This window comes from Sphingobium sp. D43FB, from assembly GCF_002312805.1.
Classification (GTDB): Bacteria; Pseudomonadota; Alphaproteobacteria; order Sphingomonadales; family Sphingomonadaceae; genus Sphingobium.
The window spans coordinates 321286-346527 of record NZ_NMUA01000001.1 but is presented as its reverse complement, the minus strand read 5'-3'; the positions used below and the strand labels follow the sequence as shown (position 1 = coordinate 346527).

General features: G+C 64.1%; 18 protein-coding genes. 12 read left to right on the top strand and 6 right to left on the bottom strand.

The window, feature by feature from the left end; all coding sequences use genetic code 11:
- Window positions 1-153: 153 nt before the first annotated feature.
- Complete coding sequence (locus SxD43FB_RS01560; RefSeq protein WP_096060691.1) at window positions 154-864, bottom strand: SDR family NAD(P)-dependent oxidoreductase; 711 nt, start codon at window positions 862-864, stop codon at window positions 154-156.
- Window positions 861-1613: a peroxide stress protein YaaA gene (gene yaaA / locus SxD43FB_RS01555; RefSeq protein ID WP_096060690.1), complete on the bottom strand. Its 753-nt coding sequence runs from the start codon at window positions 1611-1613 to the stop codon at window positions 861-863. The genes SxD43FB_RS01560 and yaaA overlap by 4 nt, the downstream gene beginning before the upstream one ends.
- A gap of 103 nt (window positions 1614-1716) precedes the next feature.
- On the opposite strand from yaaA, the gene SxD43FB_RS01550 reads away from it, so the two are divergent.
- The 6 genes from SxD43FB_RS01550 to rsgA all read left to right on the top strand — a co-directional run bounded on the left by SxD43FB_RS01550 (window position 1717) and on the right by rsgA (window position 10193).
- The gene (locus SxD43FB_RS01550; protein ID WP_096060689.1) at window positions 1717-2325 is read left to right on the top strand and encodes a TetR/AcrR family transcriptional regulator; all 609 of its coding nucleotides are present in this window, start codon (window positions 1717-1719) and stop codon (window positions 2323-2325) included.
- A gap of 363 nt (window positions 2326-2688) precedes the next feature.
- On the top strand, window positions 2689-2949 hold the full coding sequence (locus SxD43FB_RS01545) for a hypothetical protein (protein ID WP_255245566.1): 261 nt from the start codon (window positions 2689-2691) through the stop codon (window positions 2947-2949).
- Between the two features lie 131 nt (window positions 2950-3080).
- Complete coding sequence (locus SxD43FB_RS01540) at window positions 3081-4352, top strand: efflux RND transporter periplasmic adaptor subunit (protein WP_096060688.1); 1272 nt, start codon at window positions 3081-3083, stop codon at window positions 4350-4352.
- 24 nt (window positions 4353-4376) lie between these two features.
- Window positions 4377-7565 carry a multidrug efflux RND transporter permease subunit gene (locus SxD43FB_RS01535; protein WP_096060687.1) on the top strand — a complete coding sequence of 1063 codons (3189 nt, stop codon included), beginning with the start codon at window positions 4377-4379 and terminating at the stop codon, window positions 7563-7565.
- Between the two features lie 11 nt (window positions 7566-7576).
- Window positions 7577-8992 (top strand): TolC family protein, encoded by a 1416-nt coding sequence (locus tag SxD43FB_RS01530; RefSeq protein WP_096060686.1) that lies wholly within the window; start codon window positions 7577-7579, stop codon window positions 8990-8992.
- A gap of 175 nt (window positions 8993-9167) precedes the next feature.
- On the top strand, window positions 9168-10193 hold the full coding sequence (gene rsgA, locus SxD43FB_RS01525; protein WP_255245565.1) for a ribosome small subunit-dependent GTPase A: 1026 nt from the start codon (window positions 9168-9170) through the stop codon (window positions 10191-10193).
- A 25-nt stretch (window positions 10194-10218) separates the two neighbouring features.
- Here rsgA and SxD43FB_RS01520 read toward each other — a convergent pair whose 3' ends face one another.
- Window positions 10219-11283, bottom strand: a complete 1065-nt coding sequence (locus tag SxD43FB_RS01520) for an SDR family oxidoreductase (protein WP_096060684.1) — start codon at window positions 11281-11283, stop codon at window positions 10219-10221.
- A 149-nt stretch (window positions 11284-11432) separates the two neighbouring features.
- Between SxD43FB_RS01520 and alaS the strand changes: the two genes are divergently transcribed.
- From alaS to SxD43FB_RS26285, 6 genes are all read left to right on the top strand, one after another.
- Window positions 11433-14087 carry an alanine--tRNA ligase gene (alaS, locus tag SxD43FB_RS01515; protein ID WP_096060683.1) on the top strand — a complete coding sequence of 885 codons (2655 nt, stop codon included), beginning with the start codon at window positions 11433-11435 and terminating at the stop codon, window positions 14085-14087.
- Window positions 14088-14329: 242 nt separating this feature from the next.
- Complete coding sequence (locus tag SxD43FB_RS01510; RefSeq protein ID WP_255245564.1) at window positions 14330-15715, top strand: TolC family protein; 1386 nt, start codon at window positions 14330-14332, stop codon at window positions 15713-15715.
- On the top strand, window positions 15712-17439 hold the full coding sequence (locus tag SxD43FB_RS01505) for an ATP-binding cassette domain-containing protein (RefSeq protein ID WP_096060681.1): 1728 nt from the start codon (window positions 15712-15714) through the stop codon (window positions 17437-17439). Before SxD43FB_RS01510 ends, SxD43FB_RS01505 begins: the two co-directional genes overlap by 4 nt.
- On the top strand, window positions 17436-18740 hold the full coding sequence (locus SxD43FB_RS01500) for an HlyD family type I secretion periplasmic adaptor subunit (protein WP_096060680.1): 1305 nt from the start codon (window positions 17436-17438) through the stop codon (window positions 18738-18740). The genes SxD43FB_RS01505 and SxD43FB_RS01500 overlap by 4 nt, the downstream gene beginning before the upstream one ends.
- Window positions 18741-18931: 191 nt before the next feature.
- Complete coding sequence (locus SxD43FB_RS25085; RefSeq protein ID WP_096060679.1) at window positions 18932-19102, top strand: hypothetical protein; 171 nt, start codon at window positions 18932-18934, stop codon at window positions 19100-19102.
- 302 nt (window positions 19103-19404) lie between these two features.
- The gene (locus tag SxD43FB_RS26285) at window positions 19405-22617 is read left to right on the top strand and encodes a M10 family metallopeptidase (RefSeq protein ID WP_096060678.1); all 3213 of its coding nucleotides are present in this window, start codon (window positions 19405-19407) and stop codon (window positions 22615-22617) included.
- Between the two features lie 83 nt (window positions 22618-22700).
- Here the strand turns inward: SxD43FB_RS26285 and pth are convergent, their stop codons facing one another.
- The 3 genes from pth to SxD43FB_RS01475 form a co-directional block, all read right to left on the bottom strand.
- Window positions 22701-23270 carry an aminoacyl-tRNA hydrolase gene (gene pth / locus SxD43FB_RS01485; protein ID WP_096060677.1) on the bottom strand — a complete coding sequence of 190 codons (570 nt, stop codon included), beginning with the start codon at window positions 23268-23270 and terminating at the stop codon, window positions 22701-22703.
- Between the two features lie 210 nt (window positions 23271-23480).
- Window positions 23481-24104, bottom strand: a complete 624-nt coding sequence (locus tag SxD43FB_RS01480) for a 50S ribosomal protein L25/general stress protein Ctc (RefSeq protein WP_069066626.1) — start codon at window positions 24102-24104, stop codon at window positions 23481-23483.
- A gap of 247 nt (window positions 24105-24351) precedes the next feature.
- Window positions 24352-25239 carry a TraB/GumN family protein gene (locus SxD43FB_RS01475; RefSeq protein WP_096060676.1) on the bottom strand — a complete coding sequence of 296 codons (888 nt, stop codon included), beginning with the start codon at window positions 25237-25239 and terminating at the stop codon, window positions 24352-24354.
- Window positions 25240-25242: the final 3 nt, after the last annotated feature.

Below are 25242 nucleotides of genomic sequence, written 5' to 3'. Positions count from 1 at the left end.
TGCGGTCCAAGTAGCGATGCACCGTCATCGGATCAAATCGCTAATTGCGAAAATTACGATGAAATAATAGTATCGACACATCGGTTTACTGTTCAGCAACAGTCCTGATCCACTGCGCCGCCAAATTTCCGGCGGCTTCCCAGCTTTTCGCCGTCAGAACGGCACTTCCTCACCCTGGAAGTCGAACAGCTTTCCACTGTCGGGCACCTTCAACCCTTCGATCACGTCCAGCAATTGCAACGCGGCACGCTCTGGATCGGAGAGTTGACCCTTGGGAACATTGTTCTGGAACGGGCGCGACAATGCGGTGTCGACGGTGCCGGGATGCAAGGTCACGACGATGGCGCGATCATTGCGGCGGCGCTCTTCGATCGCAAGGTTGCGCACCAGCATGTTGAGCGCGGCCTTCGACGCGCGATAGCCATGCCACCCGCCGAGGCGATTGTCGCCGATCGATCCCACCCGCGCCGACAGGGCCGCAAAGACGGTGCGTCCGACTTTCGGCATGATCGGCAGGAAATGCTTGGCGACGATCGTCGGGCCGATCGCGTTGACGGCATAAAGCTGCGCCAGCCAGTCCGGGTCGAGATCGGACAGCGCCTTTTCGGGCTGCTGGTCGCCCCGATGCAGCAGGCCGGTCGCGACGATGACGAGGCTCGGCGCAGGGCCATGGGCGACATAAGCGGCCGCCGCCGCGATGCTGGCCTCATCAAGCAGGTCGAGATGATAGGCACCGCTGCGCGAGCGTGCGAAGCCATGCACGAGGTCGAACAAGCCTTCCTCGATCAGCGCGGCTTCCAGCGCGCCGCCAATGCCGCCCGACGCACCGATGATGACGGCGGCGCTTTTGCCAGCCCCGCTCATGATCGGGTAAAGCGCCAGCGATCAGGCGCGCTTTCATCGGCATCGAAGCGATAGCCGTCGCTGTCGAAGCCGCGCATCGCATCCGCGTCCGTCACATGATGTTCGCACAACCAGCGCGCCATCATCCCGCGCGCACGCTTCGCATTGAAACTGATGAACCGGGGACCATTGGGACCAGGCTCGCGAAAATCCACGTCGATCACCCGCACGCCCGGCAGCTTGTCCTTCACCGCCGCGAAATATTCCTGGCTGGCGAGGTTGAGGATGACGCCCGATCCTTCCTCCGCCAGCTGGGTCAGCAGCAATTGCGCGATCCGATCGCCCCACCAGTCGGTCAGCGCCTTGTGACGCGGTGCCCAGCGCGTGCCCATTTCCAGCCGATAGGGCCGGATCGCGTCGAGCGGTCGCAACAGGCCATAGAGGCCTGACAACAGGCGCAGATGATCCTGCGCGAACGCAACGCCCGCCTCATCCAGCGTGTCCACCTCAAAGCCGGTATAGACGTCGCCGGCAAAGGCGAACAGCGCCGGTCGTTCCGGCAGGTCGGCAAAGTCGCGGAACCGGTCGGCGTTGAGCTTGGCGAGGCGCGGGGAGATGTGCATCAGCTCCGACAACCGCTTTTGCGACAGATTGGCGGCGGAGCGTGCGAGGCTTTGCGCTTCCTCGGCAAAATGCGGCGTGGACGCCTCGATCGGCGGAAGGGGGCGCTCAAAGTCGAGCGTCTTGGCGGGGGAGAGGAGGGCGATCATCGTCGGCGGCGGTAGCGTCCGCCAGGCTATGCGTCAAACCTAGGCGCACCGGGAGAGCCGCTCTCTGGACCTTTGGGCATCGTCATACTATATACCGATCGGTATGGAACAGGTTGCAACCACGTCTCGCGGTCGCCCGCGTGAATTTGATCCGGCACAGGCCTTGGCCGCGGCGCTGCAGGTCTTCTGGCGGCGTGGCTATGAAGGCGCGTCGATTTCGGAACTGACCGAGGCGATGGGGATCACGCGTCCCAGCCTCTATGCCTGTTTCGGCAACAAGGAAGCCCTGTTTCGGCAAGCGCTCGACCTCTATGAGACCGAGAAGCTCTGCTATGTGAAGACGGCGTTGGAAGCCCCCACGGCGCGCGGCGTGGCCGAGCGATTGTTGCGCGGTTCGCTTGCCATGCAATGTAGCGACAGCGAGCCGCAGGGTTGCCTGGGCGTCATCAGCACCGTGGCTGGCGTGACCGAGGCAGACTGCATCCGCGACGAAGTGTTGAAGCGCCGCGCCTCGTCGAACGCCGCCTTGCTCGCGCGGTTCGTGCAGGCGAAGGAAGAGGGCGACCTGCCCGACGGGATCGAGCCGGAGGCGATGTCCTGTTATCTCTCGACGGTGATGCAGGGCATGGCTGTCCAGGCATCGGGCGGCGCATCGCGCGAAACGCTGGAAAGACTGGTGCAGACCACCCTTGCCATGTGGCCGGGGCGATAGGGGATAGGTCGCCCACCCGGGCATCTCATTCACCTGCGATAAATAGTTACCGATCGGTATGTTATTCCGATTGACGCGGCGCAGCATCTCATTATATACCGATAAGTATGGAATGAACCACTGAGCCGACAGGCTTCAGGGAGGTAATTATGCGCTGCCCCATCATCAGAGGCGGTCCCTGACCGACTTATAGCGGTAGCCCAACAGGGCGTCGCACCCCCCACCGATATTCTCGTTCGATAGCGCCGCGCACCTGCGCGTGGGTTTCGGCCGTCGCTCATCTGCCGGACGCTCTTTGTGTCCGGTCGGCGCGATCGGCTGCGCTCTTTTCATCACTGGTGCCGTCCAGGGAGGACGTAACACATGGCTTTTATAGATTTCGCCCAGCCCATGGCTGGAGCGCCCCTATCCGCATGCCTAGCGATGCCGGACACGACCGAAACGGCCACGCTTGGGCCTTTGGAATGGCAGGTGGTGGCGCTGGCCCAATCCGACCGGCTCTCCACCCTGCGCCGCGCCGGCAGCTGGGACACATGGAGCGCGCTGATTTTCGGCCCACGCCCAAGCCCCGTGCTGGCCAGCGAACGGCTGGAGGCGCTGCGTCGTTTGTCGGTCGAGGCCTGACATCGCGGCTATGCCGTCACCCCTTCCGCCCTTGCCGACGCGCAAGAGGCCGGTTTCACCGCCGACCAGCTCGAACTGCTGCTCGCCACCATCAGCGCGGGCCGCAGTGCCCGTGGACGAAAGGTTCGCCCATGAACATGCTCGCCCCCATCCATGCCGACACCGCCAGCGAAGTTTCGCTATCCAAGCGTGGACGCCTGTCCCGGCGCGGCGGCGCGATGGCCGCGATCGCGCTGGTCCTCGTCGCCGGTGCCGCCTGGAAATGGCTGGACCAACCCAATGCCCAGGCTGCGGCCACGCCGATCGCCACCGTCGGCATTTCCGCGCCGCTCGCGCGCGAGGTGACGCAGTGGGACGAATATGTCGGTCGCTTCGCCCCCAGCCAGACGGTCGAAATACGGCCGCGCGTGTCGGGTGCGGTCACCGCGCTGCACTTTCGCGACGGGGATATCGTGCGCAAGGGGCAGTTGCTCTTCACGATTGATCAGCGTCCGTTCCGCGCCGCACTGGCCGAAGCGCAGGCCGACGTGGCCGCCGCCCGCAGCACCTTGGCGCTCGCCCGTTCCGATTATGCCCGCGTCCAGCGGCTGACCGGCGACGAAGCCATTTCCGCGAGCGAAGTCGACGCCCTGCGCGCCCGGCTGCAATCCGCACAGGCTGCGCTGGCCGCTGCCGAGGCGCGCGCGCGCCAGCGCTCGCTCGACATGGAATTTACCCAGGTCCGCGCCCCGATCGGCGGCCGCGTATCCGACCGGCGCATCGATATCGGCAATCTGGTGGCCGGCGGCGATGGCGCCAGCGCGACATTGCTGACGACGATCAATGCGCTCGATCCCATCTACTTCACCTTCGACGCGTCCGAAGCTTTGTTCCTCAAGGCGCAGCGTGACCGGGCGGATGGCGATGGCGCAACCGCCGTCGAGGTCCGCCTGCAGGACGAAACCGACTATAAGTGGAAGGGCAAGCTGGACTTTACCGACAATGGCCTCGACCCGCGTTCGGGCACGATCCGGGTGCGCGCCACCTTTGCCAATCCGGGCATGTTCCTGGCGCCCGGCCTGTTCGGCAATATGCGCCTCGCCAGCGGCGGCACGACCCGTGCCTTGCTGGTGCCGGACGCCGCGATCCAGTCCGATCAGGCGCGCAAGACGGTGCTGGTCGTGGGCAAGGATGACAGCGTTTCTGCCAAGCCGGTCGAACTCGGCCCGGTGGTGGATGGCCTGCGGATCATCCGGTCCGGCCTGACGCCGCAGGACCGCGTCATCGTCGGCAATGTCCAGGCGGCGATGCCCGGCACCAAGGTCGCGGTGCGCGCCGCGCCTATCAAGCCGCAGCCGACGCCCGTGACGCCCGTCGATCCGGCCGCCGCACCCGCCGCCGCCCAGGCGACCTTCGCGCGCTAAACCCATTTCCCAAGGATAACGCCCATGCGTTTCTCCCGCTTCTTCATCGACCGGCCGATCTTTGCGGCCGTGATCGCCGTGATCATCACGGTGGTCGGCGCGCTGGCCTTCATCGGGCTGCCCGTCGCGCAATATCCCGACATCGTGCCGCCGACCGTGACGGTCAGCGCGCAATATCCCGGTGCATCGGCCGAAACGGTGGCCCAGACCATCGCCGCGCCGATCGAACAGGAAATCAACGGCGTCGACGACATGCTCTATGTCATCAGCCAGTCGACCGGCGATGGCAAAGTCACGATCACCGTCACCTTCAAGATCGGCACTGACCTGGATGCCGCGCAGGTGCTGGTGAAGAACCGCGTGGCGGTTGCCATCCCGCGCCTGCCCGAAGAGGTGCAGCGCTTAGGGGTCGTCACGCGCAAGACATCGCCCGACTTCCTGATGGTCGTCAATCTCCAGTCGCCCGATGGCTCGCTCGACCGCAACTACCTCTCCAACTATGCCCTGACGCAAGTGCGCGATCGCCTCGCGCGCCTCGACGGCGTGGGCGATGTGCAACTCTTCGGCGCGCGCGACTATGCGATGCGCGTGTGGATCGACCCTGGTCGCGCCGCCGCGCTCAACCTGACGGCGGGCGAGATCGTCGCTGCCCTGCGCGCGCAGAATGTGCAGGTATCGGCGGGGGCCATCGGCCAGCCGCCCTATGATAGCGGCGAAGCCTTCCAGCTTGGCGTCGAGATGCAGGGCCGCCTGAACGAACCGCAGCAATTTGCCAATATCGTCATCCGCACGGACGCCGATGGCCATCAGGTTCGCGTCGCCGACGTCGCGCGGGTCGAACTGGGCGCGCAGGATTATGGCATTAACACCTATTTGTCCGGCAAGCCCACGGTCGTCATCGCGGTCATGCAGCGCCCCGGCTCCAACGCGCTCGACGCGGCGGAGAAGGTGAAGGCGGAAATGGACAGCCTGTCCCAGCGCTTCCCGAAAGGACTGGAATATAGCGTCATCTACAATCCGACCGAATTCATCAGCCAGTCGATCGACGCGGTCTATGACACGCTGTTCGAGGCGGTGATCCTGGTCGTCCTCGTCATCCTCATCTTCCTTCAAAATTGGCGCGCGGCGGTCATCCCGATCATCGCCATCCCGGTCTCGCTGATCGGCACCGCGACGATGCTGGCGGCGGTCGGCTATTCGCTCAACAATCTCTCGCTTTTCGGCCTGGTGCTGGCGATCGGCATCGTCGTCGATGACGCCATCGTCGTGGTCGAAAATGTCGAACGCAATATCGAGGAAGGCATGTCCCCGCTGGAGGCGGCGCGCTTCTCGATGGACGAAGTGGCGGGCGCGTTGGTCGCGATCGTGCTGGTGCTGTGCGCGGTGTTCGTGCCGACGCTGTTCATCACCGGCATTTCGGGCGCCTTCTACCAGCAGTTCGCCGTCACCATCTCGACCGCGACGGTGATCTCGCTGCTGCTCTCGCTCACCCTGTCGCCCGCCGCCGCCGCCCTGTTGCTGAAGCCCAAGCACGGGCATGACGCGCCAGCAGCGGACACCCCGCGCTGGAAGCGGTGGCTGCAAAAGGGCGCCGATGCCTTCAATCGCGGCTTTGAACGGATGAGCGACCGCTATGCCAGCCTCACCCGCTTCCTGGTCGCCCGGCCCAAGAAGATGCTGCTGACCTATGTGGGCCTGATCGCGGCGACCATCGCGCTATTCTGGGTCACCCCCGGCGGCTTCATCCCCGCGCAGGATCAAGGCTATTTCCTGGCCGTGGTCCAGCTTCCCCCCGGCGCGTCGCTCGAACGCACCGACAAGGTGACGCGCGAGGTCGCGGAGAAGATCCTGCCGATCAAGGGCCTGCGCGGCGCGGTGATGTTCGCTGGCTTCCATGGTCCTTCGCAGACCGCCGCGCCCAATTCGGCGGCGATCTACTTCCCCTTCACCAGTTTTGCCGAACGCAAGGAAGTGGGGGCGACCTATGCCGGGATCATGGAGCAGGCCGGCAAGGCGATCGGCGACTATGACAAGGCGCGCATCATTCTCGTGCCGCCCCCGGTCATCCAGGGCATCGGCTCGGCCGGTGGCTATCGCACGATGATCGAGGATCGCGAGGGGCGCGGCTATGACGCGCTGAACAAGGTCGCCACCGACTATATCGGCAAGGCCAATACGACCCCCGGCCTCGCCCAAGTCTATACCCTGTTCGACGTCGCCACCCCGCGCATCTTCGCCGATGTGGACCGGCGCAAGGCCGACCTGCTGGGCGTCCCACCCGAACGCGTGTTCGAAGCGATGCAGGTCTATCTGGGTTCCGCCTTCGTCAACGACTTCAACCTGCTGGGCCGCACCTATCGCGTCACGGCGCAAGCGGATCAGGCGTTTCGCGGATCGACGGCGGACATCGCCAACCTCAAGACCCGGTCCAATTCGGGCGCGATGGTGCCGCTCGGTTCCCTATCGACCTTCCAGGACAAGACCGGCCCCTATCGCGTCGTCCGCTATAATCTGCTGCCCGCGGTTGAGGTCGATGGCGATACGGCACCGGGCTATTCGTCCGGCCAGTCGCTCAGCACCATCGAAAAGCTGGGTGAAACGGCGCTCCCCACCGGCTATGCGCAGGAATGGACCGGCATCGCCTATCAGCAGGCGACGGCAGGCAATACGGCGGGCCTGGTGTTCGGGATGGCGGTCTTCTTCGTCTTCCTGGTGCTGGCCGCGCAATATGAAAGCCTGACGCTGCCGCTGGCGATCATCCTGATCGTGCCGATGTGCCTGTTGGCCGCGATGCTGGGCGTCAACCTGCGGGGGATGGATAATAATATCCTCACCCAAATCGGCCTGGTCGTACTGATCGCGCTGGCAGCCAAAAATGCCATTCTGGTCGTCGAGTTCGCCAAGCAGGCCGAGGAACAGCAGGGCCTCTCACCCGTCGAGGCGGCGGTGCAGGCCGCACGGACCCGGCTGCGGCCGATCCTGATGACCAGCTTCGCCTTCATCCTGGGCGCTGTGCCGCTGGTGATCGCGCAGGGGGCCGGTGCCGAGCTTCGCCAGGCATTGGGCACGGCGGTCTTCTTCGGCATGGCCGGGGTCACGGCCTTCGGTCTGCTCTTCACCCCCACTTTCTATGTCGTCTGCCGCGCGCTTGGCGACCGCTTCGCCCGTCGCGGGCGGAGCGGCCAGGCTCCCGCGCTGCAACCGGCCGAATAGGAACCCACGCCATGACCAAATCCCTGTTCGCTGCCCTGTTGGCAGCTACTGCCCTCACCGCCTGCGCCGCTGGCCCCTACTATCGGCCGCCGGTCACGCCCCCCACCGCCGCCGCGCCCTTCATCGGCACGGCAACCCCCGCCGTCAGCACGGCGGAGGCGCAGGGCGATTGGTGGCGGCTCTATGAAGACCCGCTACTCGACCGGCTGGTGGGCGATGCACTGCGCGCCAATATCGACATCCGCGTCGCGGTGGCGCGGCTGGAGCGGGCACGCTCCACCCTGCGCGGCGCCCGATCGGATCGGCTGCCCTCGACCGGCCTGGATGGCACCGTGACCTATGGCCGCACGGCAGCGGCGCAGAGCTTCCCCGGCCTCGACCGGGAGAATCGCACCGTCGATGCGGGGTTCAGCGTCGGCTATGAAGTCGATCTGTTCGGCCGGGTGAAGCGCTCCATCGAGGCGGCGCGCGGCGATCTCGGCGCGGCCGAGGCGGATACCGATGCCGTCCGCGTGGCGGTCGTCGCCGATACGGTGCGCGCCTATGTCGACGCCACATCTTCGGCCGAGCGGCTGGCCGTGGCGCAGCGCACGGTCGACCTGCTCGATCGCTCGATCCGCATCACTGGCGCGCGCTTCGACGCGGGCCGATCGGATCGGCTCGACGTGATCCGCGTGACAGCCTTGCGCGACCAGCAAAAGGCGCTGGTGCCAAGCCTTGCCGCTGACCGGGATGCCGCCCTGTTCCGACTCGCGACGCTGACCGGGCGGACGCCGCAAGACTTCCCCGCCGATATCCGCGCCAGCGTCACCACGCCGACCCTGGCTCAGCCTATCCCGGTGGGCGACGGTCGCGCACTGCTGGCCCGGCGGCCCGATGTCCGCGCCGCCGAACGTCGCCTCGCTGCCGATACGGCGCGGATCGGGGTGGCGACGGCGGACCTTTATCCGCGCATTTCGCTGGGCGGCGCGATCGGCACGACCGCGATCGGCGGCGGCGACATATTGGGCGGCGGTCCGCTCCGCTGGGTGCTGGGGCCGCTCATCAACTGGGCCTTCCCCAATCAGGAAGCGATCCGCGCCCGCATCGGCGCGGCGCGTGCCGACAGCGCGGCGACGCTGGCGACCTTCGATGGCACGGTATTGCGCGCGCTGGAGGAGACCGAAACCGCGCTGTCCATCTATGCCCATGCGATGGAACGCCGCGACACGTTGCAGGCCGCGCGCAACGCCGCCGATCGCGCCGCCCGCATCAGCCTCGCCCGCCAGCGGGAAGGGCAGATCGATTTCCTGACCGTCCTCGACGCCCAACGCACGCTCGCAGCGGCTGAAGCGGACCTCGCCTCGGCCGATCGCGCGGTAGCCTTCGCCCAGGTCGATCTCTTCCGCGCCTTGGGCGGGGGGTGGCAATCGCCCATGGCGGGTTAGCGCGACGCGGAAGGGTTGCAACATCGGGTCGTTTCGACCTTCGTCACCCAATCGCTTGTTCTCAAGCCGGCCTATCGGGGCTAACAGAAAGCATGAAGCCAGGCCCGATCGGCATCGACGTCCCTGTTCGGGCGGAATGCTGAGACAGTCGCAACCAGATGGACATAGGGCAATCGTGGACGACATTCTGAACGACCTCGGCTGGCGGCCGTTCTTCGCGGCGCAGATTGCAGACGATGACGATGCGGACTGCCAGCCGGTTCGCGTGATGGCCGTCCATCGCGGCAAAACCGTGGTCGCGGGGGCGGGGGCCATCGATCATGTCGCCCCCGTCAATGTGGAAACCGCCGCCGCGGAGGATCATCCCACCGTCGGGGATTGGTTGCTGGTCGAGCAGGAGACGGGCCAGATAAGACGCATTCTCGACCGCGAAAATCTGTTCAAACGGCGCGCGCCGGGACCGGATCAAAAGACTCAGTTGATCGCCGCCAATGTCGATACACTCTTCATCGTCGCATCCTGCAATCAGGATTTCAGCGTGCCCCGGCTCGAACGTTATCTGATCCTGGCGCGCGAGGTCGGCGTCGAGCCGATCGTCGTCCTGACCAAGACGGACCTGACGGACGAGTTGGATATGTTCATGGCGGCCGCGCGTGATCTACAGCCGGGGTTGGTGGTCGAATCCGTCGATGCGCGCGACCGCGCCAGCGTCGCACGGCTGGCCGCCTGGTGCGGCAGGGGGCAGACGGTGGCTCTGCTCGGCTCTTCGGGCGTCGGCAAATCGACGCTCGTCAACACGCTCAGAGGCTCCGACAGCATCGCTACCCAAGCGATCCGACAAGCCGACGATACGGGGCGGCATACGACGACCGTGCGGGAAATGCATCGGCTGGACCAGGGCGGCTGGCTGCTCGACACGCCCGGCATGCGGGAATTGCAGCTGACGCAGGCGGCATCGGGCCTGGCCGATGTCTTCGATGACATCGTTACCGCAGCGCAGGATTGCCGTTTCAACAATTGCGCGCACCAGACCGAGCCGAATTGTGCGGTCCGGGCCGCCATCGCCGATGGCAGGATCACCGCCGCCCGCCTCGATCGCTGGCGCAAACTGGTGGCGGAAGAAGCCTATAACAGTGCCGACCCCGCCGAACGCCGCGCGCTCGACCGCATCGCCGGTACGGCTGCCGGCAAACGCAAATAGCGTTCGCCGACATGCCGCCGCTTCCTCAGGGGATCAGCCGATCCGCACGTAGCCGCTCGAACAAAGCGACAAAGGCGTCGTCGGACGGCTGATAGGCTGTAAATCCCATGCGACGGCTCTTGGACATGTCGGTAACGACTTCGATCGGTCGGCCAAGATCGGCGTCGGTGTGCCAGGGCGAGGCCAGCCGATCGAGATCCGGCTCCACCAACCCCTCGCGCTCGGCAATGGCGCGCCACACGGGCGCATCCTGGGCCATCTGCTGTTCCAGCGGCTGGACGCTGCCGTCGAACGGCGCGGGGTCTAGCCCGAACCAGTCAGCAATACGGCCCCACATCCAGCTCCAGCGAAACACGTCGCCATTGACGATATTGAACGCCTGATTGGCAGCGGCGGGCGTTTCGGTAGCCCACAGCAAATGCTGCGCCAACATGCCCGCATCCGTCATGTCCGTCAGGCCGTCCCACTGGGCAGCGGAGCCCGGAAAGCGGAACGGCCGCCCCGTCTCGCGGCAGAGCGTCGCATAGACCGCCCGCGTCGTGCCCATATTCATCGCATTGCCGACCGCCTTGCCGATGACCGTATGGGGCCGATGCACGCTCCAACTAAAACCATCGCGGGCGGCAGCGGCAAACACCTCATCCTCCTGCGCATAATAGAAATTCTCGACGTCGAGCCGGCCCTGTTCCTCGCGAAACGGCGTCTGCGGCAGCGCGCCCTTGCCATAGGCCTCGAACGGCCCAAGATAATGTTTGAGGCCGGTGACCAAAGCGACATGGCGCGCGGGCGTAGACGTCTCGCGCAGACCGTTCAGCAGATTGCGGACCATCGCGCCATTGACGCGGATATTCTCCGCTTCGCTCTCCTGACGTAGCCAGGTGGTAATGAACACCGCTGAGGGATTGATGCCAGCAAGGGCGGCCGCGGTCGCCTCCGCATCCTGAAGGTCTGCAATAACCGGCTCGACGCCAGGCTGCTGGGTGGGACGTCGCGCCAGACCCTTGACGGTCCAGCCTTCCTTGACGAGCAAAGCTGCCGTCGCACTACCGACGATGCCGCTCGCTCCAACCACCAAAGCTGTATCGTGCATATTTTAAACTCCTGTCTGTTCCGCATTCAACTAGGAACTCCAGGGGCTCGATACCAGCGATCGAGATTGGTGTACCCGATGACAGGATGTTCACCATGCCATGAAAAGCCCCGCTTGTGCGACGGGCCGCTTCCCCCTAAATCGCCTCCATGACCTCGACCAACGACATTCGCCGCTCTTTCCTCGACTATTTCGGGGCCAACGGCCACACCATCGTCCCGTCCGCGCCGCTGGTGCCGCACAACGATCCCACCTTGATGTTCGTCAATGCGGGCATGGTGCCGTTCAAGAATGTCTTCACCGGGCTTGAGACGCGCCCCTACAAGACCGCGACGTCGAGCCAGAAGTCGGTCCGCGCGGGCGGCAAGCATAATGACCTCGACAATGTCGGCTATACCGCGCGCCATCACACCTTCTTTGAAATGCTGGGCAATTTCAGCTTCGGCGATTATTTCAAGGAACAGGCGATCACCCATGCCTGGACTTTGCTGACCAAGGAATGGGGGCTGCCTGCCGATAAGCTGACCGTCACCGTCTATCATACCGATGATGAGGCGTTTGCCCTGTGGAAGAAGATTGCGGGCCTGCCCGATCACCGCATCATCCGCATCCCGACCAAGGATAATTTCTGGGCAATGGGCGACAGCGGCCCCTGCGGTCCCTGTTCGGAAATCTTCTACGACCATGGCGACCATATCTGGGGTGGCCCTCCCGGCTCGCCCGAAGAGGATGGCGACCGTTTCGTCGAGATCTGGAACCTGGTCTTCATGCAATATGAGCAGGAAGCCAATGAGATCGTCAGCGAACTGCCCAAGCCCTCGATCGACACCGGCATGGGTCTGGAACGCATCGCCGCCGTCATGCAGGGCGTGCATAATAATTATGACATCGACACGTTCAAGGCGCTGATCGAAGCGTCGGGCGCGATCACCCGCACCGCGACCGACGGTGATCATCAGGCCAGCCACCGCGTCATCGCCGATCATCTGCGCTCGACCAGCTTCCTGATCGCTGATGGCGTGCTGCCCGCCAATGAAGGGCGCGGCTATGTGCTGCGCCGGATCATGCGCCGCGCCATGCGCCACGCGCATATCATTGGCGCAAAAGACCCGCTGATGTATCGCCTGGTCGGCAGCCTCGTGTCCGAAATGGGCGCGGCTTACCCCGAACTGGTGCGCGCTCAGCCGCTGATCGAGGAAACCTTGCTGCGCGAGGAAACCCGCTTCCGCAAGACGCTCGAAAACGGCCTGCGCCTGCTCGACGAAGCGACGGTCGATCTGGCCGAGGGCGGCACGCTGCCCGGCGAAACCGCGTTCAAGCTCTACGACACGTTCGGCTTCCCCTATGACATGACCGAAGATGCGCTGCGTTCGCGTGGGCTGGGCGTCGATCGCGCCGGTTTCGACAGCGCGATGGCCGAACAGAAGGCCGCTGCGCGCGCCGCCTGGAAGGGATCGGGCGAAAAGGCGTCCGACGATGTCTGGTTCGACATTGCCGAAACCACCGGCAGCACCGAATTTATCGGCTATGCCTCGACCGTGGGCGAAGGCGAAGTGCTGGCGCTGGTCCGTGACGGCGCGCGGGTCGACAGCGCAAACGTTGGCGACAGCGTCATCATCCTCACCAACCAGACGCCCTTCTATGGCGAAAGCGGCGGGCAGATGGGCGATACCGGCCGTATCAGCACGCAGGGCGGCCTGATCGCCAGCGTCGAGGATACCGCCAAGCCGCTCGGCCGCCTCCACGCGCACCGTGCGACGATCGAGGCGGGTAGCGTCAAGGTCGGCGACACTGCGCAACTGACGGTCGATGTGGATCATCGCGACCGCGTGCGCGCCAACCATAGCGCCACCCACCTGCTCCATGCCGCGCTGCGCCATCGCTTGGGCGGCCATGTCACGCAAAAGGGCAGCCTGGTCGCGCCCGACCGGCTGCGCTTCGACTTCTCGCATCCCGAATCGCTGACCCACGCGCAGATCGCGCAGGTCGAGGCGGACGTGAACGCGCAGATCCGCCATAATGAGGAAGTCACCACCCGGTTGATGACCCCCGACGATGCGATCGGCGCGGGCGCGATGGCGCTGTTCGGCGAGAAATATGGCGACGAGGTTCGCGTCCTTTCCATGGGACGCGGCGATGACGCCCAATATTCGGTCGAACTGTGCGGCGGCACCCATGTCCGCGCGACCGGCGACATCGCTTTGTTCAAGATCGTGTCGGAAAGCGCCGTGTCGAGCGGCGTCCGCCGGATCGAAGCGCTGACCGGCGAGGCCGCGCGCCTGTGGCTGGCCGACCGCGACGACAAATTGCGCCAGTCCGCTGCCGCGCTCAAGACGACGCCCGAAGATGTGCCCGCGCGCATCGCCGCGCTGGTCGAACAAAGCCGCCGTCTGGAACGCGAACTCGCCGAAGCCAAGAAGGCACTGGCGCTGGGCGGCGGCGGGGCGGCGCAGGCCGCCGGTCCCGAAAAGGTGGGCGCTGTCAGCTTCCTTGGCCAAGTTATCGACGGCCTTGATCCCAAGGAATTGCGCGGCATCGTTGATGGCAACAAGAAGACCCTGGGTAGCGGCGTGTCCGCCATCCTTGCCGTGGTCGACGGTCGCGCGACCATCGCCGTGGGCGTCACCGACGACCTGACCGGCACGCTGAGCGCCGTCGATCTCGTCCGTATCGGCGTGGAGGCGCTGGGCGGCAAGGGCGGCGGCGGGCGTCCCGACATGGCGCAGGGTGGTGGTCCCGATGGCGACAAGGCGCAGGCCGCGCTGGAGGCGGTCAAGGTGGCGCTGGAGAAGGTGGCCGCCTGACGAATAGCCCCTGAATAGCCGCATAATTACCGGCTATTCTCGCTGGCGATCCAAGTTGCGCGGAATCGTCACATCAGGCATATAGCGTCGCACTACACCCGAACATGGTCTTAACTGGGGTCGCAAAGCTCATGTTGGGATAACCATTATGTGATTTTGGGGTGGGGTTTTTGTCGATCGCTAGGCTGCCTGGGGGGCGGTCCAACCTGTTTGGTCGGTGGCATAGGGGCATGATGACGCGCATGGCGTTGTTGGCTTGCTGCGGCTGTTCGTCCGCCGCATGGGCGCAGGACAGTCTCATCCTCCCGCCCAATCCCACGCCTTTCAGCAATCCGGTGCAGGCCGATCCGTTGATCGACCTGGTCGATCGTGTCGGGCCGCCGGGCCAGTTTCGCGCGGAAATCGAATCGGCGGTCCAGACCAATGCGCTGATGGACGAAGCCCGCGCGGGCGAGCGCGAGGCGCAGGCGGCGCGGGTGCAGGCGCGTTCGGCCATCTTCCCGACGCTCGACCTCAGCGTCGACGCGCATCGCTCGTTCGCGCGCAATTTCTCCAATGATCCCGGCAATATCGTCGAACGATCCCGCCCCGAAGGGCGTACCGACGCCACGGCTTCGCTGCGGCAAAGGCTCCTCGATTTCGGCGCAGCGTCGAGCCGTATCAATGCGGGCAATGCGCGGGTCGAAGCGGCGCGGTCCGGCATCATGGGCTATGGCACCGATGTCGCGTTGCGCACCGTGACCGCCTGGTATTCCATCCTGGCGCAGCGGCTGATGGAGCGGGCCGCGATCGATTATGGCGTGCGGCAAATGCGCCTGCGGGCCGCGGTCGAGCGCCGCATCGAGCAGGGCTTCTCCGCGCGCGGCGACCTGCCCCGCATCGACAGTTCGATCGCCTCGGTCCAGACCCGGCTCGCCATGTATCAGCGTGACCGGGCCAGTGCCGAAGCGCAATATCGCGCGCTGGCCGGGCATGACGCCCCCGCTGACCTGATGCGCGCGCCCGTGCCGCCCATGGACGTCGGCACGCGCGAATCGCTCGAAACGCTGATCCTGCGGTCGCCGACCGTGCTGAAGGCCGAGGCCGAAGCGCGCGCCGCGCGGCAGGATGCGCGGGCCGTGCGATCCGACCGCCTGCCGACGATTGCCGCCGGGGTGGATGCGGGCCGCTATGGCGTGTTCGAAAATCCCGGCGACTATGACATTCGCGGCCGCCTCATTATTCGTGCCCAGCTTGGCGCGGGGATCAATGCGAAGGCCGATCAGGCGACCGCCCGTGCCGATGCCGCCGACGCCTATACCGCGCGGGTCCGGCGCGAGGCGCTGCGCGACGCGGAGATGGCGTGGGGGGACATGCGCGGGCTCGACGCGCAACTGACGGCGGCGCAGGCGACCTACCTCGCCAGCCGCGACAGCCGCGACGTCTATGCCGCACGCTTCGCATCGTCGGGCGGCACCTTGTTCGATGTCATCACGTCCGAAGACAATTATTTCGCATCCATCGCGACCTATGTGCAGACATTGGCGGAGCGCGACCTGTCGCGCTTCGTCCTGCTGGCCAGAGCGGGCCAGTTGCTGGACGAACTGTCGATCGCGGTCGTTTCCTCCGACGGGGCCGCCAGACCATGAATGAAGAGCCTCTGCTCGCCACCGGCAAGCGCCGCTTCGCCCCCTGGCTGATCGAACCGATGATGCGCAATCGCGGCATCTATATGAAGGTCGCGGTCGCTGCTGCGCTGATCAACATCTTCGCGCTCGTGTCGGCGCTCTTTACCATGACCGTCTATGACCGGATCGTCCCGAATGATGGTGCCGCCTCGCTGGTGGGGCTGAGCATCGGCCTGGTCTTCGTCATCATCTTCGACTTCGTACTGCGCTTGCTGCGCGTCTATTTCGTCGATGTCGCCGGCGCCAATATCGACCATGATGTCGGCGAAACGCTGTTCGCCAAGCTGCTTGCGCTGCGGCTCGACCATCGGCGGGGATCGACCGGCGCGCTCACCGGGCTGATGCGCGAACTGGAGACGTTGCGCGACTTCTTCGCCTCGGTGACGCTGACCGCGCTGATCGATGTGCCCTTCATCTTCGTCACCCTCGCGGTGATCGCCATGCTGGGCGGTGTGCTGGTGGTGCTGCCGCTGGCGATGATCCCGCTCGTCATCCTGTCGGGCATCGTCACCACCCCCGCGCTCGACCGCATGTCGTCGCGCAGCCTGGGCGATGGCCTGCTCAAGCAATCGGTGCTGGTCGAAACCATCGGCAGCCTGGAAACGGTCAAGGCGATCGGGGCCGGACCGATGCTGAGCGGGCGCTGGCGCAAGGCACTGATCAGCCATTCGGAAAGCTCGCTTGGCCAGCGGCTGATCTCCTCCATCCCGATGACGGTCGCCAACAGCGCATCGACCATTGCCTATTGCGGCATCATCATCGTCGGCGTCGCCCTGCTGCGCAGTAACGAGATTACGACCGGGGCGCTGCTCGCCTGCTCCATCCTGTGTGGCCGTGCGCTTGCGCCGCTGGCGCAGATCGCGACGCTGCTGTCGCGCCTGTCCGCGACGCGCGTCGCCTATCGGCAGATCAACGCGCTGATGGATGCGCCGAGCGAAGGGCCGCAGGGCGATGCGCTGCACCCCGGCGTGCTGCGCGGGCAGATAGAATTGCGCAATGTCGGCTTCCGCTATCCCGGTTCGCCCGAAAAGGCGCTGGAGCAGGTCAATCTGACGATCGCGCCGGGCGAACGGGTTGGTTTTCTGGGGCGGGTCGGGTCCGGCAAGTCCACGCTCGCCCGGCTGGTCCTTGGCCTCTACGAACCCGAAGATGGCGTCGTCATGATCGATGGCATCGACGTGCGCCAATATGACCCTATCGAATTGCGCCGCCTGATCGGCGCGGGGATGCAGGATAATGTGCTGATCGCCGGAACGGTGCGCCAGAATATCTGCCTGGACCGCGCCGTCGTGGATCAGGACGAGATGATCCGCGCGACGGAGATCAGCGGCACGCATCGTTTCATGGGGCCGATTACCAACGGCTATGACCTGCGCCTGACCGATCGGGGCGATGGGCTGTCGGGTGGCCAGCGCCAGTCGATCGCGATCGCCCGCGCGCTGGCGGGGCGCCCGCAAATCCTGATCTTCGACGAACCCAGCAGTTCGATGGACGCGCAGACCGAAGCGGAACTCATCACCCGCCTGCATCCCGAAGTGCAGGGGCGCACGCTGATGCTGATCACCCATCGCACCTCGCTGCTGGCACTGGTCGACCGGATCGTCGTGCTCGACAAGGGCCGAATCGTGGCGGATGGTCCGCGCGATGCCGTGCTGCAAAAACTGACCAGAGGAAAAGCGGCATGACCGGCCGGGCGCTGACGCAGGAGCCTGCGACCTATATCAAGCCAAGGGTGCCGGCGAACATCATCCTGTGGACCATTGCCGCCTTCGTGCTGATATTTCTGCTCTGGGCCTGGCTCACGGAAATCGACCGGACCGTCCGCGCCAATGGCCGGGTCATCCCCAGCTCGCAATTGCAGATCATCTCCAATCTGGAAGGTGGCGTGGTCGAATCGATCATGGTGCGCACGGGCCAGGATGTGAAGCAGGGCACGGCGTTGGTCCGGCTCAGCCCGATCCAGCCGGGTGCGGAGCTGGAAAGCAATCGATCCAGCAGCGATTCGCTGCAGTTCAAGATCATCCGCCTGGAAGCCGAGATTATGGGCCGCCCGCCGCGCTTCCCGCAGCCGCGCAACGCCCAGATGGCGAGCCAAATCGAGGTCGAGCAAAGCCTCTACCGATCGCGCATGGCCGAACTCGCCGCCCTGTCCAGCGTCGGCACCGCCCGCATCGCACAGGCGTCGCGCACCATCGCCGAAGCCAGCGCCGCGCAGGACGCGCGCATCTCCGCCCGCGAAACCGCGCGTGCCGATCTCGACCTGGTGCGGCCACTGGTGCAGGAGGGGATCGAGCCGCGCCGCACCTTGTTGCAGGCGCAAAATGCCTTCAGCATGTCGACCAGCGACGCGCAGGGGGCCGCTGCGGCACTCAGCCGCGCCCATTCGCTGCTGGCCGAGGCGCAGGCCAGCGCGCTCCAGCAAAAGCGCGACTGGCTGGCCCGTGCCGCCGGGGAACTGACCGCCGCGCGCGCGGAAATGTCGGTGCGGCAGGCGACGATGCCGGCTTACAAATACAGGCTCGAACGCACGACGCTCAAGGCGCCGATGGATGGACGCATCAACCGCGTCTTCGTGACGACGGTCGGCGGCAGCGTGCGCCCCGGCGACCCGCTGCTCGAAATGGTGCCCGCGCGCGATACGCTGATCGTAGAGGCCATGGTCGCGGCCAAGGACATCGCGTCGGTCAAGCTCGGCCAGCGGGCGAAGGTCCATATCTCCGCCTATGATAGCGCGGTCTATGGATCGATGCCTGGCTCCGTCATTGCCGTGTCGCCCGACGCGGTGGTGAACGAACGCACGGGTGAAAGCCATTATGTCGTGCGCGTTCGCACCACCGCGACGGGGATGAAGGATTCGGCCGGGCGCGACCTGCCTATCGGTCCCGGCATGGGGGCCGAAGTCAATCTGCTGGGCGACAAACGGTCTATCCTCGCCTATATCTTCACCCCCATCACCCGCTTGAGCGAAACGGCGTTTCGTGAATAGGGGCGTTCATTGAGCGCGGCGCGGAAATCTGGTAAAGCTGCACTCCCTTGTCGAGGGATTTTCCTATGAGTCATCCTATTGCTCGTGTCGCTTTGATAGCGGGATGCCTGAGCGTGTCCGCTTGCGTCGCAGCGCGACCGGCTGCCCCACGCCAGCAATCCTATGAAGCGCCGCCTGGCACAGGCGGTATCATGCGACCACCCGGAGACCCGGAAGTCGCCGTTCGCGAACAGTTTGACGACGCACAACGGCGCAATAGCGAGGCAGCCTATCGCCTCTTTGCCGAACGGCACCCCGGCCATGCCTTGGCGCGCGAAGCCGAACGGCGGGCGGAGCGTCTGCGCCAGGACGGACCGCATTAGGTCTCGCCACGTCATCACCCGCGGTTTTCGATCCTGATCATTATCCGTTTTCGGAAGTGACCCATCATGGTCCAGTCGCGCCCAACATCTTTGAAATAAATTCCATTTTCGGCGGGTCATGCCCTTGAAATAATAGGTTGAATTTCAATAGCATAGAAATATTGAATTAGCATCATATTGTAATGATTGAGAAATCTATCGCTTGGAAGTTGCCTATAATGGTGCCATTACGTCGCTCCATAGTGGTCGCCTAAAAAAGGCACAGTGAACGTGTCATCCAACGCAGTTTTGCAGGAGGATGTATGCTTAGGATCACCGAGGGCGGCCCCCTAATGGCCAAGTTGAGAGACGAAGATGACATAGTGTCGCCATTCGACACGCCGTCCTCTTTCACGGATGTATCGGACATCTGGTCTCTTTCGAACAACGAACAAGTGCGCAGCGAAATCCGGCTGCTCTATCCGCAGGACGTCATGCCCGAACCGGTCAGCACCGGCGCGCCGGGCGACCTCGACGCGCCGCAGGAAAATGGCAATGGCAACACGACGCTAGCGCAGGCGGCTACGGGCAACCAGATCATCGACGGCTTGTTCAGCGGCATCAAATGGGATCCCGCCCAGACAATCTACTATAGCGACACGGATTCCGCCGCTGATTATCAGGCTGGCTATAATTCTGACGCTGACGGCGATACCATCAGTGCCCAGAATGAAGGCTTTTCACAATTCACCGCGCAACAGACGCTTGCTTTTCACACCGCGCTCAATTCCTTTGCTTATACGCAATCCAGCGCAGCCACCGCTTTTGGTGTCGAATCCTTCACGAATTTGACGCTCGACTATGATGGCGCCGGGTCATCGGCAGCCACGATCCGCGGTGCCAACTCCAGCGACCCTGGCACGGCTTATGCTTACTATCCCAGCAACAGCATCTATGGCGGCGATACCTTCTTCGGCAACGCCTATGACGGCACTGTCAATTCGCTGAAGACGCCGACGGCGGGCAACTATGCCTGGCACACCATGTTCCATGAACTCGGTCATTCGCTGGGTCTGGCGCATGGCCAGACCGGCGGTGCCTATGGCGCACTGCCAACGGCTTGGGATTCGATCGAATTTACGGTCATGACCTATCGCAGCTATATCGGCGATCCGCTGACCGGCGGCTATTCCTATGAACAATGGGGTGCGCCGCAAAGCTATATGATGCTCGACATCCTGGCTTTGCAAACGATGTACGGGGCCGACTATTCGGTCAATTCGGGCGACACTGTCTATACCTGGAGCCAGACCGGCGGCGAAACCCTGATCAATGGGTCGGTGGCCATCGATCCGGGCGGCAACCGCATCTTCGCGACCATCTGGGACGGTGGCGGCATCGATACCTATAATCTGTCCAACTATACCACCAATCTGACGCTGGACCTCAACCCCGGCGGCCATTCGACGTTCAGCAGCGCGCAGATCGCTTATCTGGGCGATGGCAATTATGCCCGCGGCAACATCTTCAATGCGCTGCTGTTCGGCGGCAACACCGCATCGTTGATCGAAAACGCCAATGGCGGGTCGGGCAACGACACGATCACCGGCAACCAGGCCGACAATGTGCTCAACGGCAATGGCGGCAGCGACCTGCTCAACGGCGGATTGGGCAATGATACGCTATATGGCGGCTCGGGCGATGACGTGCTGGATGGCAGTCAGGGCGACGATACCCTCTATGGCGGCGACGGGAACGACATACTCGATGCTGGCGACGGCACCGACGTCGTCTATGGCGGCAATGGCAATGACACCATCTATGGCGGCTATTTCGGCGATTCGATTTATGGCGAGGCGGGGAATGATGTCTTCATCGTTCGCCAGACGGGTTCAGCGACGGAATTTGGTGACAATATCGACGGCGGCTCCGGCGTCGATCGGCTGGACCTCAGCCAGATCACGACAATCTATGGCTCGACCGTCAATCTGACGTCGGGAAGCTGGCAGTATAACCCGCTTTATGGCGGTCCCTGGACGATTACAGCCGTCGAAAATGTCGATGGCACGCAATTGGCAGACACCATCACCGGTAATGCGTCCGCCAACGTCATCAACGGCAATGCTGGAGATGATACGCTCTATGGCGAGGCGGGCAATGATACGCTGAACGGCGGCAGCGGCAACGACCTGCTGATCGGCGGTGCTGGCAACGACATCTTCGACGGTGGCAGCGGCGTGGATATCTTCTACGGTGAGGAGGGCAATGATACGCTGCGCATCGTCAATGGCTGGAATGGCGGCTATGGCGAAATTTTCGCGGGCGGCGCTGGCATCGACACGTTCGATTTCTCTGGCACCAACGGCTTCAATGCCCTCGTCAGCCTGGTGGATGGAACTGCGGTTGATGCTGTGTTCGTCGGTTCCGGCGCGATCGCGCTATCGAGCGTCGAGAATGTCGTCGGCGGCAATGGCAATGACAGCATCACCGGGTCCGGCGAAGTCAACATCCTCAATGGGGGCACGGGCAATGATGCGCTCTATGGCCTGGGCGATGCCGACACGCTGATCGGTGGCGACGGCAATGACATTCTGGATGGCGGCACGGGCGTCGACGTCATGAATGGCGGCGCTGGCGACGACATTTATTATGTCGATACGGCGAGCGACAATGTCATCGAATCGTCGGGTGCCGGTACGGACCTGATCTATTCGTCCGTGACCTACACGCTGGTCGGTCGCGCGGTCGAAAATGCGACCCTGACGGGGACGGCGGGGTCCAGCCTCACCGGGAACGCCCTCGACAATGCGCTGAACGGGAACAGCGGCAATAACAAGCTGACCGGCGAAAACGGCAACGACATCCTGTTCGGCTTCGACGGGGATGACCTGCTCGAAGGAGGCGCTGGCGATGACATCATCAATGGCGGCAATGGCATCGACACGCTCAGCTATGTCAATGCGACCTCGGCCGTCACGGTCAGCCTGTCGATCGCGGTCGCGCAGGTGACCGGCGGTGCCGGTACGGACACCGTCGCGTTGATGGAAAATATCAACGGCTCGGCCTTCAACGACGTGCTGACCGGCAGCTCCGCCAATAACGTCATCAAGGGCGGCGCTGGCAACGACGAACTGATCGGCGGTGGCGGCAATGATACGCTGGAAGGCGGCGGCGGCAATGATGTGCTGAGCGGCGGGTCGGGCAACGACATGATGGTTGGTGGTGCCGGCAACGACATCTTCGCCTTCATGAATGGTCTGACTGCCAATCTCGACACCATCACTGATTATTCAGTGGCGAACGACCAGTTCAGGCTGAATTCGGCGGCCTTTGGTGGTCTGCCGGTCGGGGTACTGACCGCTGCGGCGTTCCGCATCGGGGCAGGCGCCGCCGATGCCAGCGATCGGATCATCTACAATAGCGCCACCGGCGCGCTGCTGTTCGATGCCGATGGCAATGGGGCGGGGGCTGCGGTGCAGTTCGCCTCCATCTCTACGGGCTTGGCGATGACCAACGCCGAGTTCGTGATCGTCTGATGTAGCAAGGGCAGGGGGCCAACCCCTCCTGCCCATAGGAAGCGGCGTCCGGCACCCTGTCGGACGCCGTTTGCCTTTGGCGCTCAGTCCGCCAGCCGCAACGCGACTTCGTTCATGAAGCGCGCATCGTCGCCCTTGGCCAGCCACTCCGCCTCGGCGCCGATCGCGCCCAGCATCGCGGCGAGCGCGTCCATCTCGCTCTTGGCATAATTGCCCAGCACATAGCCATGGACCTTGTCCTTATGGCCCGGATGGCCGATGCCGATCCGCACCCGGCGGAAGTCCGCGCCGATATGCGCGTCGGTCGATCGCAGGCCATTATGCCCGGCATTGCCGCCACCGCGCTTCACCTTCACCTTCATCGGCACCAGGTCGAGTTCGTCGTGAAAGACGGTCACGTCCTGCGGCGTCAGCTTGTAGAAGCGCATCGCCTCACCCACCGACCGGCCGCTTTCGTTCATGAAGGTCGCGGGCTTGAGCAGCAGGATCTTCTCCGTGCCGATCCGCCCTTCCTGCACCCAGCCCTGAAACTGCTTTTTGGGCGGCGAAAAGCGATGCAGGTCGGCGATCAGGTCGACGACCATGAAGCCGACATTATGCCGGTGCATCGCATATTGCGTGCCCGGATTGCCGAGCCCCACCCAGATTTGCATGGCTTTTCTTCCCGAATCAAAAACCTCCGTTCGTCCTGAGTAGCCCCTTCGACTGCCTGCTAAGGCAGTCGCTCAGGACAGGCATTGAGCGAAGTCGAAATGGCGTATCGAAGGATCAGTCCCTGGGACCAATGCTTCGATACGGGCCTTCGACAAGCTCAGTCCCTACTCAGCACGAACGGAGGTTTGAGAGTTTGAAGTGTTAGAGGCTTATTCGGCCGTAGCTTCTGCCTCGGCGTCGCCTTCGCCACCCTCGGCGCTCTTGAGCGCGGACGGGGCCACGATCGTCGCGATGGTGAAGTCGCGATCATCAATCGCCGCCTTCGCGCCCTTGGGCAGCTTGACCGCGCTGATGTGGATCGAATCGCCGACTTCAAAGCCGGTCAGGTCGACCACGACATCTTCGGGAATGTCCGCGGCATCGACGATCAGTTCGACATCATGACGAACGATGTTCAGCACGCCGCCCTTTTTCAGGCCCGGCGAAGCGGCTTCATTTTCGAAGCGCACCGGCACCGCGACGGTGACGCTGGCATGTTCCGAAACGCGCAGGAAGTCGGCGTGCAGCGGACGGTCGGAGACGGGGTGGAAGGCCACGTCCTTAGCGAGCGTGCGGATGGACTTGCCACCGACTTCCACCATGACGACCGAATTGAAGAAATGACCGGTGCCCAGCAACTTGTTGAGGAGCTTTTCCTCGACGTGGATCGACTGGGGTTCTTCGTTCATTCCATAGATGACGGCGGGTACGCGGCCCTCACGGCGGAGGGCGCGGGAGGCTCCCTTGCCTGCCCGATCGCGTGCCTCGGCCGACAGCGTAAGCTGCTCGCTCATTGCGTGTCTCCAAAAGCTGGTTTGAGTTACATTTTCCCGCCACGCCTCCAGGGATGACCATCGCGGGAGCGCGCCCTTTAGCAGAAAAGGGCAAGATTGCAAGGTGGGGCGCGACACAATGTCCGTTCGTCCTGAGTAGAGGCTGAGCTTGTCGAAGCCTCGTATCGAAGGATGCGCGTGAGCCGGTCCTTCGATACGCTATTTCGACTTCGCTCAATAGCTACTCAGGACGAACGGACATTTGCAATCACTGCACCCGCGTCACCGTAAAGCCCTTGGCCTTCAACAGCTCGATCAGATTTTCCCGCCCCGTTAGATGTCCCGCGCCCACCGCAATGAAGGGCCGCCCCGTCATCGGCGCGATCGCCTTCACCCAGTCGCGGTTGCGCGCGACCAGCACCGCTTCCTCGACCACCGGATCGGGCTGCTCGCCATTCTGGTCCTCTTTCGCGATCGCCTCCATGTCGCCCTTGCGCCAGGCGGTCAGGATGCGGTCGAACAGGGCCTTCATATCCTTGGTCTCGCGCACCGTCTGCACCAGCAGCTTCGCCTGCGCGGAATCAGGCAACGTGTCGAAGGCAGCGAATTGCCGCTCTACCGTCTCCAGCCCGCCAATCGGCTTGCCCGCCTTTTTGAAGGCGGCGATCAGTACCGGCTCGACGCCGTCATCCTGGCTCACCTTAAGCGCCTGCTGGCTCGCCGCCGACAAAAGCATTGCCGCCGCCCAGCTTTCATAGCCCGACAGCATTTGCGTGCTGGTGCCGCCATCCGCCACTGCCTTGACGAGCGCGGCCTGATCTTCCTCCGGCACCCGCTGGTCGAGCGGGGGCAGGCCGGGACTGCGACCCATCTGCTCGAACAATGCCAGCGTCTTCTGCTCATCCTGCAAATCCGCCGCTTCCAGCACCAGCCGATCCGCCTGCGCCATCGCTTCGCTGATCGTCGGCGTCTCCCACGCCACCCCCTTGGGCAGCACATGGATGGTGCCGAACAGCCAGCCTTTCATGGTGCCGCGCGACACCTGCCACAGCGCCGGGCCACCCTGCGCAGCCTCCGGCTTGGGGCTGCTATCTTGCCCGCAGGCCGCGACAAGCGTCAGCGCGCACAGCGCCAGGAAATGGGTGAACCGCCGCATCGT